This window comes from Micromonospora wenchangensis (assembly GCF_002210435.1).
Lineage (GTDB): Bacteria > Actinomycetota > Actinomycetes > Mycobacteriales > Micromonosporaceae > Micromonospora > Micromonospora wenchangensis.
Window position 1 is genome coordinate 24,360 of the sequence record NZ_MZMV01000062.1, and the last position, 14,818, is coordinate 39,177.

The 14,818-nt window shown below is 72.7% G+C and carries 12 protein-coding genes and 1 pseudogene; 6 read left to right on the forward strand and 7 right to left on the reverse strand.

The window, feature by feature from the left end; genetic code table 11:
* Positions 1-10: 10 nt before the first annotated feature.
* The 4 genes from B5D80_RS26735 to ftsY all read right to left on the reverse strand — a co-directional run bounded on the left by B5D80_RS26735 (position 11) and on the right by ftsY (position 4,113).
* The gene (locus B5D80_RS26735) at positions 11-349 is read right to left on the reverse strand and encodes a P-II family nitrogen regulator (RefSeq protein ID WP_067307311.1); all 339 of its coding nucleotides are present in this window, start codon (positions 347-349) and stop codon (positions 11-13) included.
* A 25-nt stretch (positions 350-374) separates the two neighbouring features.
* A complete protein-coding gene (locus tag B5D80_RS26740) occupies positions 375-1,787 on the reverse strand; it encodes an ammonium transporter (RefSeq protein ID WP_067307307.1) in 1,413 nt (470 codons plus the stop codon).
* A 273-nt stretch (positions 1,788-2,060) separates the two neighbouring features.
* Positions 2,061-2,924 (reverse strand): phosphotransferase, encoded by an 864-nt coding sequence (locus B5D80_RS26745; protein ID WP_204923815.1) that lies wholly within the window; start codon positions 2,922-2,924, stop codon positions 2,061-2,063.
* 7 nt (positions 2,925-2,931) lie between these two features.
* Positions 2,932-4,113 carry a signal recognition particle-docking protein FtsY gene (ftsY, locus tag B5D80_RS26750; protein WP_088646715.1) on the reverse strand — a complete coding sequence of 394 codons (1,182 nt, stop codon included), beginning with the start codon at positions 4,111-4,113 and terminating at the stop codon, positions 2,932-2,934.
* A gap of 148 nt (positions 4,114-4,261) precedes the next feature.
* Between ftsY and B5D80_RS26755 the strand changes: the two genes are divergently transcribed.
* The 5 genes from B5D80_RS26755 (at position 4,262) to B5D80_RS26775 (ending at position 9,230) form a co-directional block, all read left to right on the forward strand.
* Positions 4,262-5,974: a DUF7800 domain-containing protein gene (locus B5D80_RS26755; protein WP_088646716.1), complete on the forward strand. Its 1,713-nt coding sequence runs from the start codon at positions 4,262-4,264 to the stop codon at positions 5,972-5,974.
* Between the two features lie 23 nt (positions 5,975-5,997).
* Positions 5,998-6,435, forward strand: a complete 438-nt coding sequence (locus B5D80_RS26760) for a MarR family winged helix-turn-helix transcriptional regulator (protein WP_245854999.1) — start codon at positions 5,998-6,000, stop codon at positions 6,433-6,435.
* Positions 6,436-6,552: 117 nt separating this feature from the next.
* On the forward strand, positions 6,553-8,172 hold the full coding sequence (locus B5D80_RS26765; RefSeq protein WP_088646717.1) for an MDR family MFS transporter: 1,620 nt from the start codon (positions 6,553-6,555) through the stop codon (positions 8,170-8,172).
* The gene (locus tag B5D80_RS26770) at positions 8,169-8,660 is read left to right on the forward strand and encodes a universal stress protein (protein WP_088646718.1); all 492 of its coding nucleotides are present in this window, start codon (positions 8,169-8,171) and stop codon (positions 8,658-8,660) included. The genes B5D80_RS26765 and B5D80_RS26770 overlap by 4 nt, the downstream gene beginning before the upstream one ends.
* A 48-nt stretch (positions 8,661-8,708) precedes the next feature.
* Positions 8,709-9,230, forward strand: a complete 522-nt coding sequence (locus B5D80_RS26775) for a DinB family protein (RefSeq protein ID WP_088646719.1) — start codon at positions 8,709-8,711, stop codon at positions 9,228-9,230.
* A 33-nt stretch (positions 9,231-9,263) separates the two neighbouring features.
* Here B5D80_RS26775 and B5D80_RS26780 read toward each other — a convergent pair whose 3' ends face one another.
* From B5D80_RS26780 to B5D80_RS26790, 3 genes are all read right to left on the reverse strand, one after another.
* Complete coding sequence (locus B5D80_RS26780) at positions 9,264-9,881, reverse strand: HAD family hydrolase (RefSeq protein ID WP_088646720.1); 618 nt, start codon at positions 9,879-9,881, stop codon at positions 9,264-9,266.
* Positions 9,881-13,489 carry a chromosome segregation protein SMC gene (gene smc, locus B5D80_RS26785; protein WP_088646721.1) on the reverse strand — a complete coding sequence of 1,203 codons (3,609 nt, stop codon included), beginning with the start codon at positions 13,487-13,489 and terminating at the stop codon, positions 9,881-9,883. The genes B5D80_RS26780 and smc overlap by 1 nt, the downstream gene beginning before the upstream one ends.
* Before the next feature lie 291 nt (positions 13,490-13,780).
* On the reverse strand, positions 13,781-13,975 hold the full coding sequence (locus tag B5D80_RS26790; RefSeq protein ID WP_067305353.1) for a hypothetical protein: 195 nt from the start codon (positions 13,973-13,975) through the stop codon (positions 13,781-13,783).
* A 308-nt stretch (positions 13,976-14,283) separates the two neighbouring features.
* Between B5D80_RS26790 and B5D80_RS26795 the strand changes: the two are divergent.
* Positions 14,284-14,818 (forward strand): annotated as a pseudogene (locus B5D80_RS26795) (hypothetical protein); the annotation flags it as partial.

Genomic DNA, 14,818 nt, shown 5'->3' on the forward strand with positions numbered 1-14,818 from the left:
ACAGGTCCTCCTACAGGGCGTCGAGGCCGCGCTCGCCGGTGCGCACCCGGACGACCTCTTCCACGCCGGTCACCCAGACCTTGCCGTCACCGATCTTGCCGGTCCGGGCGGCGGCCACGATCGCGTCGACGACCTTGTCGACGTCCATCTCGTCGGTGAGCACCTCGACCCGGATCTTGGGCAGGAACTCGACCGTGTACTCGGCACCCCGGTAGACCTCGGTGTGCCCCTTCTGACGCCCGTACCCCTGGACCTCGCTGACGGTCAGGCCGGCCACGCCGAGGGCGTGCAGGGCCTCCTTCACCGCGTCCAGTTGGTACGGCTTGATGACCGCGGTCACCAGCTTCATGTCCAAGCCCTCCATTCTCCGAACGTTAACCGGCGACCTTCTCGTCCACCGGCGCGGCGGCCGGTTCGGGGGCCTCCGGGGAGGCCGGCTTCGCGCCGCCCGGGGTGATCCCGGCCATCGCGAACGCCCCGCCACCGGCACCGCCGGTGCTCGGGGAGAGGTCGTAACCGCTCTCCGCGTGCTCGCTGATGTCGATGCCCTCGACCTCGTCGTCGGCCTTGACCCGGAAGCCGAGGGTCTTGTCGATGACGAAGGCGAGCACCCAGGCGACACCGAACGACCAGGCGGTCACGATCAGGCCGGCGAGGGCCTGGCGGCCGAACTGGGTCACGCCGCCGCCGTAGAACAGGCCGTCGGAGGCGCCGACCACGTCGCTGATCGCGGCGTTGACCGAGTTGGTGGCGAACAGGCCGAGCCACAGCGACCCGATCCAGCCGCCGACGAAGTGCACGCCGACCACGTCAAGCGAGTCGTCGTAGCCGAGCTTGTACTTCAGGCTGATGGCCAGGGCGCAGACCACACCGGCGACGATGCCGAGCAGGACCGCGGCCCAGGGGGCGATGAACCCGCAGGCCGGGGTGATGGCGACCAGACCGGCGACGGCACCGGACGAGGCACCGACCATGGTCGGCTTCTTGTCCTTGATCCACTCCACCGCGATCCAGCCGAGCACCGCCGCGGCGGTGGCGAGCTGGGTGTTGATGAAGGCCAGCCCGGCGACCGAGTCGACGGTCAGCTCCGACCCGGCGTTGAAGCCGAACCAGCCGAACCACAGCAGGCCGGCGCCGAGCGCGACCAGCGGGATGTTGTGCGGCTTCATGCCCTCACGCGGCCAGCCGAGCCGCTTGCCGAGCACCAGGGCGACGGCGAGGGCCGCCGCACCGGCGTTGATGTGCACCGCGGTACCACCGGCGAAGTCGAGCGCGTGGATCTTGGCGCCGATGATGCCGCCGCCCCACACCCAGTGGGCGACGGGGAAGTAGACCAGGGTGGCCCAGCCGAAGGCGAAGAGCAGCCAGCCGCCGAACTTGGCCCGGTCGGAGATCGCGCCGCTGATCAGCGCGACGGTGATCACCGCGAAGACCATCTGGAACGCCATGAACACGTACAGCGGGACGCCGATGCCGCTGGGGTTCTCCGCCGTGGCGCCCCACAGGTCGGTCTCGGCGAGGAAGGTCTTGGTGCCGAGGTACGCACCGGGGTCGCCCCAGAAACCGTTGACGTCGGTCCCGAAAGCAATGCTGAAACCGTAGAACCACCACAGAACAGAGATGAGCCCGATGGCGGAGAAGCTCATCATCATCATGTTGAGCACGCCCTTGGCCCGGTTGAGGCCGCCGTAGAACAGCGCCAGTCCGGGGGTCATGAGCAGCACGAGAGCGGTCGAAACCAGCAGCCAAACGGTGTTGCCGCCGTCGATCGTCGGTGCTTCAGGCACGCTGGCCTCCTAAAGGTGAAGTTCCCTCCTTCGCGGCTTCCGGGGCAGCGTCGCCCGTACGCCGGTTGCGCGGAAGCTTGGCCGGCTGCTGTTTCCTGGACCGACACCCCTCGATTTCAGACACGTGACGGGTTGTTTCCGGCGTGTGAAGAACCCCGATCACGAAAACTCGGATACGAAAGAGTGGCCGTTCGGCAACGAACGGCCACTCTTTCCCCGTTGCGGTCGGTCGGAGGGGTGTTGCGGGGCACCGCACCCGCGGCGGGGCCGCACTCAGCGCAGGGCGTACTCCAGGGTGTGCCGTTCGTAGTCGAGCAGGCGCAGGTCGCGCATCGGGCGACGGAGGTGACCCTTGTGCACGATCCGGACGAACGCCGGCTCCCCCGCCGCCGCCATCCGCCGGATGCCCTCCACGTGGTCGACGATCCGCTTGCGGATGGTCCGGATCAGCCGGTGCCGGTCCCGGGGGATCAGCCCGTACGCGTCGGCGAACAGCCGCAGCCGGCGGGGCCGGTCCGGGTGCTTCCAGCCGAGCGTGATCGAGTCCCGGTCGGCGAAGATCGGCACCCAGGTCCAGGCCGCGTAGGCCACGTCGTAGATCCGCGCGCCGGGCGAGGCGAGGTCGAAGTCGATCAGGCCGAGGGTGCCGTCGGGCCGCCAGATCACGTTGTGCGGGGCGGCGTCGTGGTGGCAGATCACCTCGGTGTCCGGCGGCGGCGGCCCGAACGAGCGCCAGACCGCGCCGGGCGGCGGGGCGAACCCGTACTGGGCGTCGTGGAACATCCGCAGCATGGTGGCCACCGTCACCAGCGCCTCGTCGGTGACCCAGTGCGGGGCCAGCGGGTACTCCCCGCACTCCCCTTCGAGGTAGGACAGCACCTCCCGGTTGCGCTCGTCCATGCCCAGTGCCCGGGGCGCGCCGGTGAACCCGACGTACTCCAGGTGGCGCAGCAGGGCGTGCACCGAGGGCGTCCACGGGCCGGCGTTGCGCCGGACGGTGTCGCCGACCCGGACGACGGTGCTCACGTTCCCGCCGTGCAGCGGGATCTCCTGCGAGGTCACGTACGGTCTCCCCAGGCCCGGCGCCGCATGGCGGGGGTCACGCCACCCGGCGTACGCGCGATCGTCGTTGCTCACCGCGAGGTTACGCGTCCCGGGCGAGCGGCTCGGTGCCGAGCAGCGCGTCGACGAACTGCGCCGGGTCGAACGGGGCCAGGTCGTCCGCGCCCTCGCCGAGACCGACCAGCTTGACCGGGATGCCGAGCTTGCGCTGGACGGCGATCACGATGCCGCCCTTGGCCGTCCCGTCGAGCTTGGTCAGCACCACACCCGTCACGTTCACCACCTCGGTGAACACCCGGGCCTGTTCCAGCCCGTTCTGCCCGGTGGTGGCGTCCAGGATCAGCAGGGTCTCGTCGATCGGGCCGTGCTTCTCCACCACCCGCTTGACCTTGCCCAGCTCGTCCATCAGGCCGATCTTGTTCTGCAACCGGCCGGCGGTGTCGATGAGCACCGTGTCGGTGCCGGCGTCGATGCCCCGGCGGACCGCGTCGAAGGCCACGCTGGCCGGGTCGGCGCCCTCCGCGCCCCGGACCGTCTCGGCGCCCACCCGGCCGCCCCAGGTCTCCAGCTGGTCGGCGGCGGCGGCCCGGAAGGTGTCGGCCGCGCCGAGGGTGACCGAGCGCCCGTCGGCGACCAGCACCCGGGCGATCTTGCCGCAGGTGGTGGTCTTGCCGGCGCCGTTGACCCCGACCACCAGCAGCACCGCCGGCACGCCGTCGCGGCCGGTGGTGCGCAGCGACCGGTCCAGGCCCGGGTCGAGCGCGTTGACCAGCTCGGCGGCGAGCAGGTCGCGCAGCTCACCGGCGGAGCGGGTGCCGAGCACCCGGGTCCGCTCGCGGAGCCGGTCGACGATGTCCCGGGTGGCGTCGATGCCGACGTCGGCGGTGATCAGGCTGTCCTCGATCTCCTCCCAGGCGTCCTCGTCGAGGTGGTCGCGGGCGAGCAGGCCGAGCAGGCCCTTGCCGAAGGCGTTCTGCGAGCGGGCCAGGCGGGACCGCAGCCGGACCAGCCGGCCGGCGGTCGGCTCGGGGACCTCCAGCGGCGGGGCCGTCGCCACCGGCGGCTCGACCAGGACACCGGTGGACAGGTCGGACTCGGCCGCCTCGACGGGTGGCCCGGCCAGGTCCTCCTCGGCCCGGGTGTCGACCTCGGTCTGCGGCAGCGGGGGTTCGGCACGCCGACGCAGCCGGGGCACGACCAGGCCGAGGCCGCCGAGGATCAGCACGCCGAGCAGGGCCAGTGCGACGAGGAGGTAGTCCGTCATGCCGAAATCCTGTCAGATGCCGACGACCGCGTCCCACTCACGCCCTCCAGACCCGGGCGAGCTGCGGGTACGCTCGCCGCTGCCGGGGGTGACCCACCCGCCCACGGGGTAGCAGAGATGAACCGTCTTCTCCTCGGAGGTGCCACCCATGCCCGAGCCACGTCTGCTCATCGGCCCGTTGCTGCGCCGGGTCGTCGGCACCCGGGCGACGGTGTGGGTGGAGACCAGCGGGCCCGCGGTGGTCACCGTCCGCACGGCCGACGGCGCCACCGGCTCCGCGCCGACCTTCTCCGCGTACGACCACCACTACGCGCTGGTGGTGGTGGAGGGGCTCACCCCGGACCACGCCACCACCTACGAGGTGCTGGTCGACGACGAGCTGGTCTGGCCGGTGGCCCGCGACGGCTTTCCGCCCAGCGTGATCCGGACCAGGGCGGCCGACGACCGGGACCAGCCGGTCAGCCTGATCTTCGGGTCGTGCCGGGAGACCACCCAGCACAACACCACCCGCAAGCTGCCCCCGGACGCGCTGGACGCGTACGCCCGGCGGCTGATGGCCGCGCCCGACCCGGACGACCTGCCCGACCTGCTGGTGCTGCTCGGTGACCAGGTCTACGCCGACGTCACCTCGCCCACGGTCCGGCGGCTGCTCAAGCGGCGTCGGCGGCGGCCGAAGGACGCCCCGGCCGACCAGGTGGTCAGCTTCGACGAGTACACCAAGCTCTACCTGGAGTCGTGGCGCGACCCGGAGATCCGCTGGCTGCTCTCCACCGTGCCCAGCGTGATGATCTTCGACGACCACGAGGTGATCGACGACTGGAACACCTCGAAGTCGTGGCGGGCCGACATGCGCCGGCAGGCCTGGTGGGCCGAGCGGATCCGCAGCGGGCTGGCCTCCTACTGGGTCTACCAGCACCTGGGCAACCTGGCCCCGGACGAGATCGCCGCCGACCCGCTCTACGCCAAGGTGGTCGCCGCCGAGGACGCCACCACCGTGCTGCGCGAGTTCGGCGAGCGGGTCGACAAGGAGGCCGACGAGGCGCACGACACCGAGCGCTGGCGGGCCGTGCAGTACCAGTGGAGCTACGCGCTGGACCTGGGCCGGACCCGGCTGGTCATGCTGGACAACAGGTGCAGCCGGGTGCTCGAACCGGGCGGCCGGTCGATGCTGCCGGCCGGCGAGTGGTCCTGGTTCCTGGACCGGGCCCACGGGGTGTACGACCACCTGCTGGTCGGCGCGTCGCTGCCCTGGCTGCTGCCGCCGGGCATCCACCACGTGGAGGCGTGGAACGAGAAGCTTGCCGACTCCGGCCGGCCGTGGGTCGCCGGGCTGGCCGAGAAGCTGCGCCGGGCGCTGGACCTGGAGCACTGGGCCGCGTTCCGCCGCTCGTTCGACGCGCTCGGGGCACTGTTCGTGCGGCTGGGCAGCGGTGCCCCGGGCGCCACCGGGGACCGGGTCGGCGCGGGGCCCGCGTACCCGGCGCCGGCGTCGATCAGCGTGCTCTCCGGCGACGTGCACCACTCGTACGTGGCCCGCGCCCGGTTCGACGACCCGGCGGTACGCACCCCGGTGCACCAGCTCACCTGCTCCCCGATCCACAACCAGGTGCCGGCGGCGATGCGCCCGCTGATGAAGCTGGGCTGGAGCGCGGGGCCGGCGGCGGCCACCCGGGCCCTGGCCCGCTCCGCCGGGGTACGCCGGCCGACGGTCCGCTGGAAGAAGCTCGCCGGCCCGTACTTCGGCAACGCGGTGAGCACCCTGCGCCACGACGGGCGGGAGGCGGTGGTGCTGATCGAGGGCACCACCAGCGACGGGCACCTGCGTGAGGTGGCCCGGCAGCGACTCTCCTCGGCGAAGTGACCCGCGCCACGTACCCTCGTGCCGTGGACGATCATCTGCCGGAGACGCTGCGCGTGCTGGAGCACGAACTGACCGCGCTGCTGCGCCGGGGCCGGGCGCTGTCCTGGGAGATCGCCCGGGAGGTGCATCCCAACCTGGAGCCCAACGCGTACGGCCTGCTGTTGTGGTTGCGCCGGTCCGGTTCGACCCGGTTGACCGACCTGGCCGTGCAGCTCGGTATCGGCAAGGGCACGCTGAGCCGGCAGATCCAGGGGCTGGAGGCGTTGGGCCTGGTGCGCCGCGACCCGGACCCGGCCGACCGGCGGGCGGCGCAGCTACGGCTGACCGAGGAGGGCACCCGGCGCTTCGACGCGGCCCGGTCGGCCCGGATGGACCAGATCAACAGATCGATGGAGACCTGGCCGAAGCGGGACGTCGAGGAGTTCGCCCGCCTGATGCACCGGTTCAACGAGACCTTCTGAACCCGGTCGTGCCCCGGGGACGGGGGAATAGAGCCGCGTCACGTCCGGTTGTTGCTTGAGGCAACGAAGCTTACGGTTGCCCGAGGCACCCTTTCACCACCAGCGGAGGCAGCGACGATGACCCAGGCGACAGCGCCCAGCCGGGCGACCGGCGTCGAGATGACCCACCGGCAGATCCTGGAGGCCCTCTCCGGACTGCTGCTGGGCATGTTCGTCGCGATCCTCTCCTCCACGGTCGTCTCCAACGCGCTGCCGCGGATCATCACCGAACTCAGGGGCGGCCAGTCCGCCTACACCTGGGTGGTCACCTCGACCCTGCTGGCGACCACCGCGACCACCCCGATCTGGGGCAAGCTCGCCGACCTGACCAGCAAGAAGATCCTGGTCCAGCTCTCCCTGGCCATCTTCGTGCTGGGCTCCGTGCTGGCCGGGCTGTCCCAGTCCACCGAACAGCTCATCGCCTGCCGGGTGCTCCAGGGCGTCGGGGCCGGCGGCCTCACCGCCCTGGCCCAGGTGATCATGGCGACGATGATCGCGCCCCGCGAGCGCGGCCGGTACAGCGGCTACCTCGGCGCGGTGATGGCCCTCGGCACCATCGGCGGCCCGCTGATCGGCGGCGTCATCGTCGACACCTCCTGGCTCGGCTGGCGCTGGTGCTTCTACGTCGGCGTGCCGTTCGCCATCGCCGCCCTGGTGGTGCTCCAGAAGACCCTGCACCTGCCGGTCGTCAGGCGGCAGGTGAAGATCGACTGGTGGGGCGCCACCCTGATCACCGCCGCCGTGTCGCTGCTGCTGATCTGGGTCACCCTGGCCGGCGACAGGTACGACTGGCTGTCCTGGCAGACCGCCGTCATGGTCACCGGCGCGGTCGTGCTCGGCGTGCTCGCCGTCCGGGTGGAGAACCGGGCCAGCGAGCCGATGATCCCGCCGCGGCTGTTCCGCAACCGCACCATCACCCTCGCCGTCGTGGCCAGCATCGCCGTCGGCGTCGGGATGTTCGGCGCCTCCGTCTTCCTCGGCCAGTACTTCCAGATCAGCCGGGGCGAGAGCCCGACCATGTCCGGCCTGATGACCATGCCGATGATCCTCGGCCTGCTGGTCTCCTCTGTCGTCGTCGGCCGGATCATCACCAGGACCGGCCGTTGGAAGCGCTACCTGGTCGCCGGTTCCGCCCTGCTCACCGCCGGCTTCGCGCTGATGGGCACGATCCGCTACGACACCCCGTACTGGCACCTCGCGATCTACATGGCGCTGATCGGCCTCGGGCTCGGCATGACCATGCAGAACCTCGTCCTCGCCGTGCAGAACACCGTCAGCACCCACGAACTCGGCGCGGCCAGCTCGGTGGTGGCGTTCTTCCGCAGCCTCGGCGGCGCGGTCGGCGTGTCCGTGCTCGGCGCGGTCCTCGGCCACCGGGTCAAGGACTACATCGCCGACGGCCTCACCGCGCTGGGCATCCCGGCCACCGGCTCGGGCAGCGGCGGCGTCCTGCCGAACGTGCACACCCTGCCCGGCCCGATCCGGGTCGTGGTGGAGAGCGCCTACGGCCACGGTGCCGGCGACATCTTCCTGGCCGCCGCCCCGTTCGGGCTGATCGCCCTGATCGCGGTGATCTTCATCAAGGAGATCCCGTTGCGCCGGCACACCGGTGACGCCGTCACCGACACCGTCGTGCAGGAGTCCGCCGTCGCGGCGGGCGGCGGGGCGGCGGTGGTCCGCACCGGGACCGACCGGTGAGCGTCCCCGTCGAGCGTGAGCAGTACGGCCCGCAGGCCCGCCCGCAACAGTTCGAGCGGGGCACCGACGGGCCCCGGGTGGTGCTGGTCGGCGTCGACGGCAGCCGCACCTCGCTGCGGGCCGCCTCGTACGCGGCGGGGCTGGCCCGCCGGCAGCGCGCCGGGCTGGTGGTGGTCTTCGTCAGCGCCCCGGCCGGCTACGTCTCCCTCATGCCGGGGGTGGTGGCCGGTGCCGTCCAGCAGACCCACGACGAACTCGCCGACGAGCTGCGGCAGGAGTGCCGCCGGGGCGCGGAGGAGTTGGGGCTGCCGGTCACGTTCCTGTGTCGGCGTGGGGACGCGTACACCGAGCTGCGGGCGGCGGCCGACGAGTCCCGGGCGGACCTGGTGGTGGTCGGCTCCTCCGAGCAGGCGGGGCACCGGCTGGTCGGTTCCGTCGCCACCCGACTGGTCCGCACCGGCCGCTGGCCGGTCCTCGTCGTCCCCTGACCGGGCGGGATCCCGGGGAATGTCGGACCGGTCGGCGAGGATGCCGGCATGACCTGGCGAGCACCGGAGATCACCCGGACCCCGGAACTTCCCCTCGGCGACGAACGGCCCATGCTGGAGAGCTGGCTCGAATACCACCGGCAGACCCTGCTGCTCAAGTGCGCCGGGCTGACGGCCGAGCAGTTGCGCACCCCGAGCGTGCAGCCGTCCGGGCTGACCCTGCTCGGCCTGGTCCGGCATCTCGGCGAGGTGGAGTCCTGGTGGTTCCGGGAGAACTTCGCCGGGCAGCAGGTCGACTACCCGTACGGTTCCGTGGACGACCCGCGCGCCGACCTCGACGTCAGCCACGCCGACGCCGAGGCCGACCTCGCCACCTACCACGAGCAGGTCGAGCTGGCCCGGGCCGCCACCGTCGGCCGCTCGCTCGACGAGACGTTCACCGAGGTCGGCCCCCAGCAGCGGACCTTCAGCCTGCGCTGGGTCTACCTGCACCTGATCGAGGAGTACGCCCGGCACAACGGCCACGCCGACCTGATCCGGGAACGCCTCGACGGCGTCACCGGCGAGTGACCCCGTCGCCGGTCGGCGCGGCCCCGGCCGGCGTCAGTGGGCCAACGCCGCCCGCAGGTAGCGCAGCCCCTCCGGCCCGCTCCACCGGTACGCCGACAGCCCGGCCGCCCGCGCCCCGCGGATCGCCCAGTCCTCGTCGTCGACGAAGAGCACCCGGGCGGGCGGGGTCTCCAGGGCGGCGCAGGCGGCCTGGAAGTACTCCTTCGCCGGCTTGTGCACCCCGACGACCGAGGAGTTGACCACCACGTCCAGCTCGCCGACCAGGCCCAGCTCGGCGAGGTCGGTGTCGAGCAGGTCGGTGGCGTTGGTGCCGAGCCCGACCCGGACGCCGCCCGCCCGTGCCTCGCGGACGAACGCCAGCACGTCGGCGTCGACCTCGCCCCGGTAGCGCTGCCACTGCTCCACCGCCGCGCGGGCCCGCTGCGGCCCGACCGAGTCGCTCAGCGCGTCGGCCACACTGGACATCCAGTCGGCGTGGCTGACCTGCCCGGTCAGCACCGGTTGCAGCCGCCCCCAGTGCATGGCGATCTCACCGAGCACCCCGGCGGCGAGGCCGTACTCCCGTTCGACGCCGGCCGCCACCGCCGGGTCCCAGTGCCGCAGCACGCCGTCGAAGTCGAGCAGGAGCGCCGTCGGCCGTTCCCGTGCCACTACTGATTCTCCTCGTGTCCGTCGGACCGCTCGGCGTCGGTCCGGTTGAGCCGTTGGCTGATCACCTGGGTGACCCCGCTGCGCATGGTCACGCCGTAGAGCGCGTCGGCGATCTCCATCGTCCGCTTCTGGTGGGTGATGACGATCAACTGGCTCTTCTCCCGCAACTGGGCCAGCAGGGTGATCAGGCGGCCCAGGTTGACGTCGTCGAGGGCCGCCTCCACCTCGTCCATGATGTAGAACGGGCTGGGCCGGGCCCGGAAGATCGCCACCAGCATCGCCACGGCGGTCAGCGACCGCTCGCCGCCGGAGAGCAGCGACAGCCGTTTGATCTTCTTGCCGGGCGGCCGGGCCTCCACCTCCACGCCTGTGGTGAGCAGGTCGTCCGGCTCGGTGAGGATCAACCGGCCCTCACCACCGGGGAACAGCACCGTGAAGACCTGCTCGAACTCGCGGGCCGTGTCGGCGAACGCGCTGGCGAAGACCTCCAGGATGCGCTCGTCGACGTCCTTGACCACGGTGAGCAGGTCACGTCGGGTGGCCTTGAGGTCCTCCAGCTGCTCGGAGAGGAACTTGAACCGCTCCTCCAGGGCGGCGAACTCCTCCAGCGCGAGCGGGTTGACCTTGCCGAGCAGGGCCAGTTCCCGTTCCGCCTTGGCGGCCCGTTTCTCCTGCACCGGCCGCTCGTAACGGACCGGCTCGGGCACCGGCAGGCCGTCGCGTTCGGCCGCCGCCACGTCCACCGGGGTCGGCGGGACGGGCTGGGTCGGGCCGTACTCGGCGACCAGGGTCTCCACGTCCAGGCCGAAGTCCTCGGCGGCCTTCGCCTCCAACTGCTCGATGCGCAGCCGCTGCTCGGCGCGGGCCACCTCGTCCCGGTGCACCTGGCTGGTCAACCGCTCCAGCTCCGCGCCGAGCCGCTTCGCCGCGCCGCGTACCTCCTGGAGTTCGGCCTCCCGGGCGGCGCGTTCCCGGGCGACCGCGTCGCGGTGCTCCTCGGCCCGCGCGATGGAGGTGCCGAGCCGGGTCAGCGCCTCGCGGGCGCCGCCGACCACGGCGCGGGCGATCGCCGCGCCCCGGGTCCGGGCCGCCCGCCGCGCCGCCGCCCGCTCCCGGGCCGCCCGCTCGGCGGTGGCCTGCCGGGCCAGCGAGTCGGCCCGGCCGGCGATCGAGGCGACCCGTTCCTCGGCGGTACGCACCGCGAGGCGGACCTCCATCTCGTTCTGCCGGGCCCGGGGCACCATCGCGGCGAGCTGGTCCCGTTCCTCGGTGGAGGGTTCCGCGTCGATCGGGGTGTCCTCGGCGAGCCGCAGCCGTTCCGCCAGCTCGGCGAGGGCCGCCAGGTCACGTTCCCGGGCCGCCTCGGCGCGGGACCGGCTCTCGCCGAGCCGGTCGGTCTCCGCCTTCGCCGACCGGGCCGCCGCACCCAGCTCGGCCAGCCGACGGGCGGCGGCGTTGCGGTGGCTCTCCGCCTCCCGCTTGGCGGCGGCGGCGTGCTGCACCGCCTCCTTCGCGGCGGCCACCTCGGTGCGGGCGTCGACGAGCTGTTCGCGCAGCTCGGCGGCCGTCCGCTCGGCGGTGTGCCGGTTGGTGCGGGCCTCCTCCACGGCCGCCTGCACCTCGATGAAGCTGGCCGCCTTGGCCGACCCGCCGGCCGCCGCGTACGCCCCGACCACGTCGCCGTCCGGGGTAACCGCGCGCAGCTCCGGGTTGCCGGCGACCAGCTCGGCGGCGGCGGCGAGGTCGTCGACCAGCGCCACGTCGCGCAACGCCCGGTGCACGGCGGGACGCAGCTCGGGGGCGCACTCCACCAGGTCGGGCGCCCACCGGGCGGTCTCCGGCAGCCGGGGGCGCAGCGCGTCGACGGGGCCGGTCATGCCGGGGCCGGCGGGGCTGCCGACCAGCAGGCCGGCCCGGCCGGCGTCGGAGATCTTCAACAGCCGCATCGCCTCGACGGCCTCGTCGACCCCGGTGACCGCGACCGCGTCGGCCAGCCCGCCGAGCGCGGCGGCGAGCGCCGCCTCGTGGCCGGCGGCGACGGTGAGCAACCCGGCCAGGCTGCCCAGCAGGCCGGGCACCTCGTCGGCGCGGGCGAGCAGCGCGCCCGCGCCGTCCTTGCGGCGCAGCCCCAGGGCGAGCGCCTCCTCGCGGGCCTTCCAGGTCGCGGCGTCCTTCTCGGCGGCCCGCTCGGTGTCGGCCAGCGCCCGGACGGTGGCCTGCGCCCGCTCGTGGGCGGCCACCGCCTCGGCGTGCCGGTCGTCGAGTTCGGCGTTGTCCCGGTCGGCCTCGGTGGACTGTTCGGCGACCGCGTCCAGCTCGGCCTGGGCCTGGTCGGCGCGGGCCAGGGCGTCGGCGTGGGCGGCGGCGAGCCGCTCGATCTCCTCACCGGCGCTGGTGGTCCGCGCCTGCGCCGAGTTCACCTGCCCGGTCAGCCGGGCCAGCCCCTCCCGCCGGTCGGCGATCGCCTTGGCGGCGGCGACCAGTTCCCGTTCGGCGGCGGCGAGCTGGCGTTCCAGCTCCTGCCGGTGCTCGACGGCCTCGGCGAGCCGGATCTGGTCGTCGGTGAGCGCCGCGCGCAGCTCCTCCTCCTGCTCGCGGACCCGCTGCGACTCGGCCTCCAACTGGTCGGGGTCGCGGCCGGGGCGCTCGTCGTCGCCGGTGGCGCTGAGGTGACGCAGCCGTTCCCGGGCCACCTGCTCCACGGAGCGGAACCGTTCGGAGAGCGCGGAGAGCTTGTACCAGGTGTCCTGGGCGGCGGCGAGCAGCGGCGCGTCCTCGGCGAGCGCGGCCTCCAACTCGCCGAGGCGGCCCTGGACCTCGACGTGTTCGCCCTCGATCTGTTCGCGCCGCTGGCGCAGCGCCGTCTCGTCGGCGATCTCCTTGTCCAGGGTGGCCCGCAGGGTGTGCAGGTCGTCGGCGAGCAGCCGGAGCCGGGCGTCGCGCAGGTTGGCCTGGATGGCGGCGGCCCGGCGGGCCACCTCGGCCTGCCGGCCCAGCGGCTTGAGCTGACGGCGCAGTTCGGCGGTGAGGTCGGTCAGCCGGTTCAGGTTCGTCTGCATCGCGTCGAGCTTCCGCAGCGCCTTCTCCTTGCGCTTGCGGTGCTTGAGGACGCCGGCCGCCTCCTCGATGAACGAGCGGCGGTCCTCCGGCTTGGCGTGCAGCATGCCGTCCAGCCGGCCCTGGCCGACGATGATGTGCATCTCCCGGCCGATGCCGGAGTCGCTGAGCAGCTCCTGGATGTCGAGTAGCCGGCAGGAGTCGCCGTTGATCTCGTACTCGCTCTCGCCGGAGCGGAACATCCGGCGGGTGATGGAGACCTCGGTGTACTCGATCGGCAGCGCGCCGTCGGTGTTGTCGATGGTGAGGGTGACCTCGGCCCGGCCCAGCGGCGCCCGGCCGGCGGTGCCGGCGAAGATGACGTCCTCCATCTTGCCGCCGCGCAGCGCCTTGGCGCCCTGCTCGCCCAGCACCCAGGCGATCGCGTCGACGACGTTGGACTTGCCGGAGCCGTTCGGGCCGACCACGCAGGTGATCCCGGGCTCCAGCTTCAGCGTCGTGGCGGAGGCGAAGGACTTGAACCCCTTCACCGTCAGACTCTTGAGATGCACCTGTCCGATCCTCGTCCGGTGGCCACCGCAGGCGTCGCGGGCTGCGCGGACCTGGTGAACCCGCAGACTAACCCGTGGGTACGCGGCAACCGGCACGCGACCCGCCCCGGGGGCCGCCGGCCGGGCCCCGGGCGGGGGTGGAATTGAACGGGGTGTGCCACGCCACATCGGTTCACAAGATCGTGAATTGGTGAACGGGGAAATGTGTGGCGAACAGCACTGCGCGCCGGCACGAAAGTGTCGGCGCGCTTTTTCGCGGTGGTGCTGTTCAGTTTTCTGCGTTCCCGAGGATCAGGTGAGCGCCGGCTCGGCCAGCCGGAGGAGGTCGTCCACCTCCGCCGCAGCCGCCGCGAGCCGATCGTTGTCGGCGCGCAGGCGCGTGATCTCGAACTCCAGGGCCTGGACCCTGGAACGCAGTCGGGTGACCTCGTCGAGCAGACGCCGGTCGGGCGCTGCACCTACGTGGCCGTAGAGGGCCTTCGCCATGCTGACTCCTTGATATGCGCTGCCGGAAAAGCCGGCCAACGCGCGCCCATTTCGTGTTCGCGACTACTACCAGGCCATCGAAATCCGGGCGTGGCTGGGCGCGACTGGCGACACCTACATATTGAGCGATAACCCCTCGTTCGTCAAGTTCTCGCAGGCCGTAGATCATCTCCACGTCTGCCCTGTGCACTTGCCGAGGGGGCCGCAAGGCTCGGACACTCTCTGTCCGGACTCCTTGACTCTACGCCTCCGCGGCCGGGTACGGTGGCCCTGGACGATCATCCCGCCTTAACTCTTCCTTAGCCACATTGCCGCTGTTCCGTGGCCGCCGTAGCGTCACCCCGGCCCGCAAGCGACCCGTGGAGGCGACAGGCGTGTACGGCTGGACCGACCCGAACGACCCGGACGCCGCGTACCGACGGCCGCAGCCGTCGACGGACGACCCGGCCTGGCTGACCGACCGCCCCGCCCCCCGCTCGGCGTACCTCTTCGGCGACGACCCGGCCGTGGACGCACCGGCACAGCCCGGCCCCGGCGGGACGGACGCCGCGACCGGGTCCGCCCCGGGCCCCACCGCCGACCGGTGGACCGACACGCCACCCGGCCAGCACCCGACCGGGCCGTGGCAGGGTGAACAGACCGACCGGCAGGACGCACCGACCGGCCGGTGGGACACCGGGCCCGCCGGGCAGTGGCCCGCCGCCGAGCAGGCCGACGCGTGGCGGGACGACCGGGCCGCCGCCCGCCAGGAAGACGCGTGGCCGGACGACCGGACCGCCGCCCGGCCGGACGACTGGGCCGAGCGGTGGTCGGACGACCGGGACGAACCGGCCGGGACGTGGC

What these genes read in the sequence shown, in the direction of transcription:
- B5D80_RS26735 (WP_067307311.1), bottom strand. Translation starts at nt 349, where the DNA reads ATGAAGCTGGTGACCGCGGTCATCAAGCCGTACCAACTGGACGCGGTG.
- ftsY (WP_088646715.1), bottom strand. Translation starts at nt 4,113, where the DNA reads ATGACGGACTACCTCCTCGTCGCACTGGCCCTGCTCGGCGTGCTGATC.
- B5D80_RS26755 (WP_088646716.1), top strand. Translation starts at nt 4,262, where the DNA reads ATGCCCGAGCCACGTCTGCTCATCGGCCCGTTGCTGCGCCGGGTCGTC.
- B5D80_RS26765 (WP_088646717.1), top strand. Translation starts at nt 6,553, where the DNA reads ATGACCCAGGCGACAGCGCCCAGCCGGGCGACCGGCGTCGAGATGACC.
- B5D80_RS26775 (WP_088646719.1), top strand. Translation starts at nt 8,709, where the DNA reads ATGACCTGGCGAGCACCGGAGATCACCCGGACCCCGGAACTTCCCCTC.
- B5D80_RS26790 (WP_067305353.1), bottom strand. Translation starts at nt 13,975, where the DNA reads ATGGCGAAGGCCCTCTACGGCCACGTAGGTGCAGCGCCCGACCGGCGT.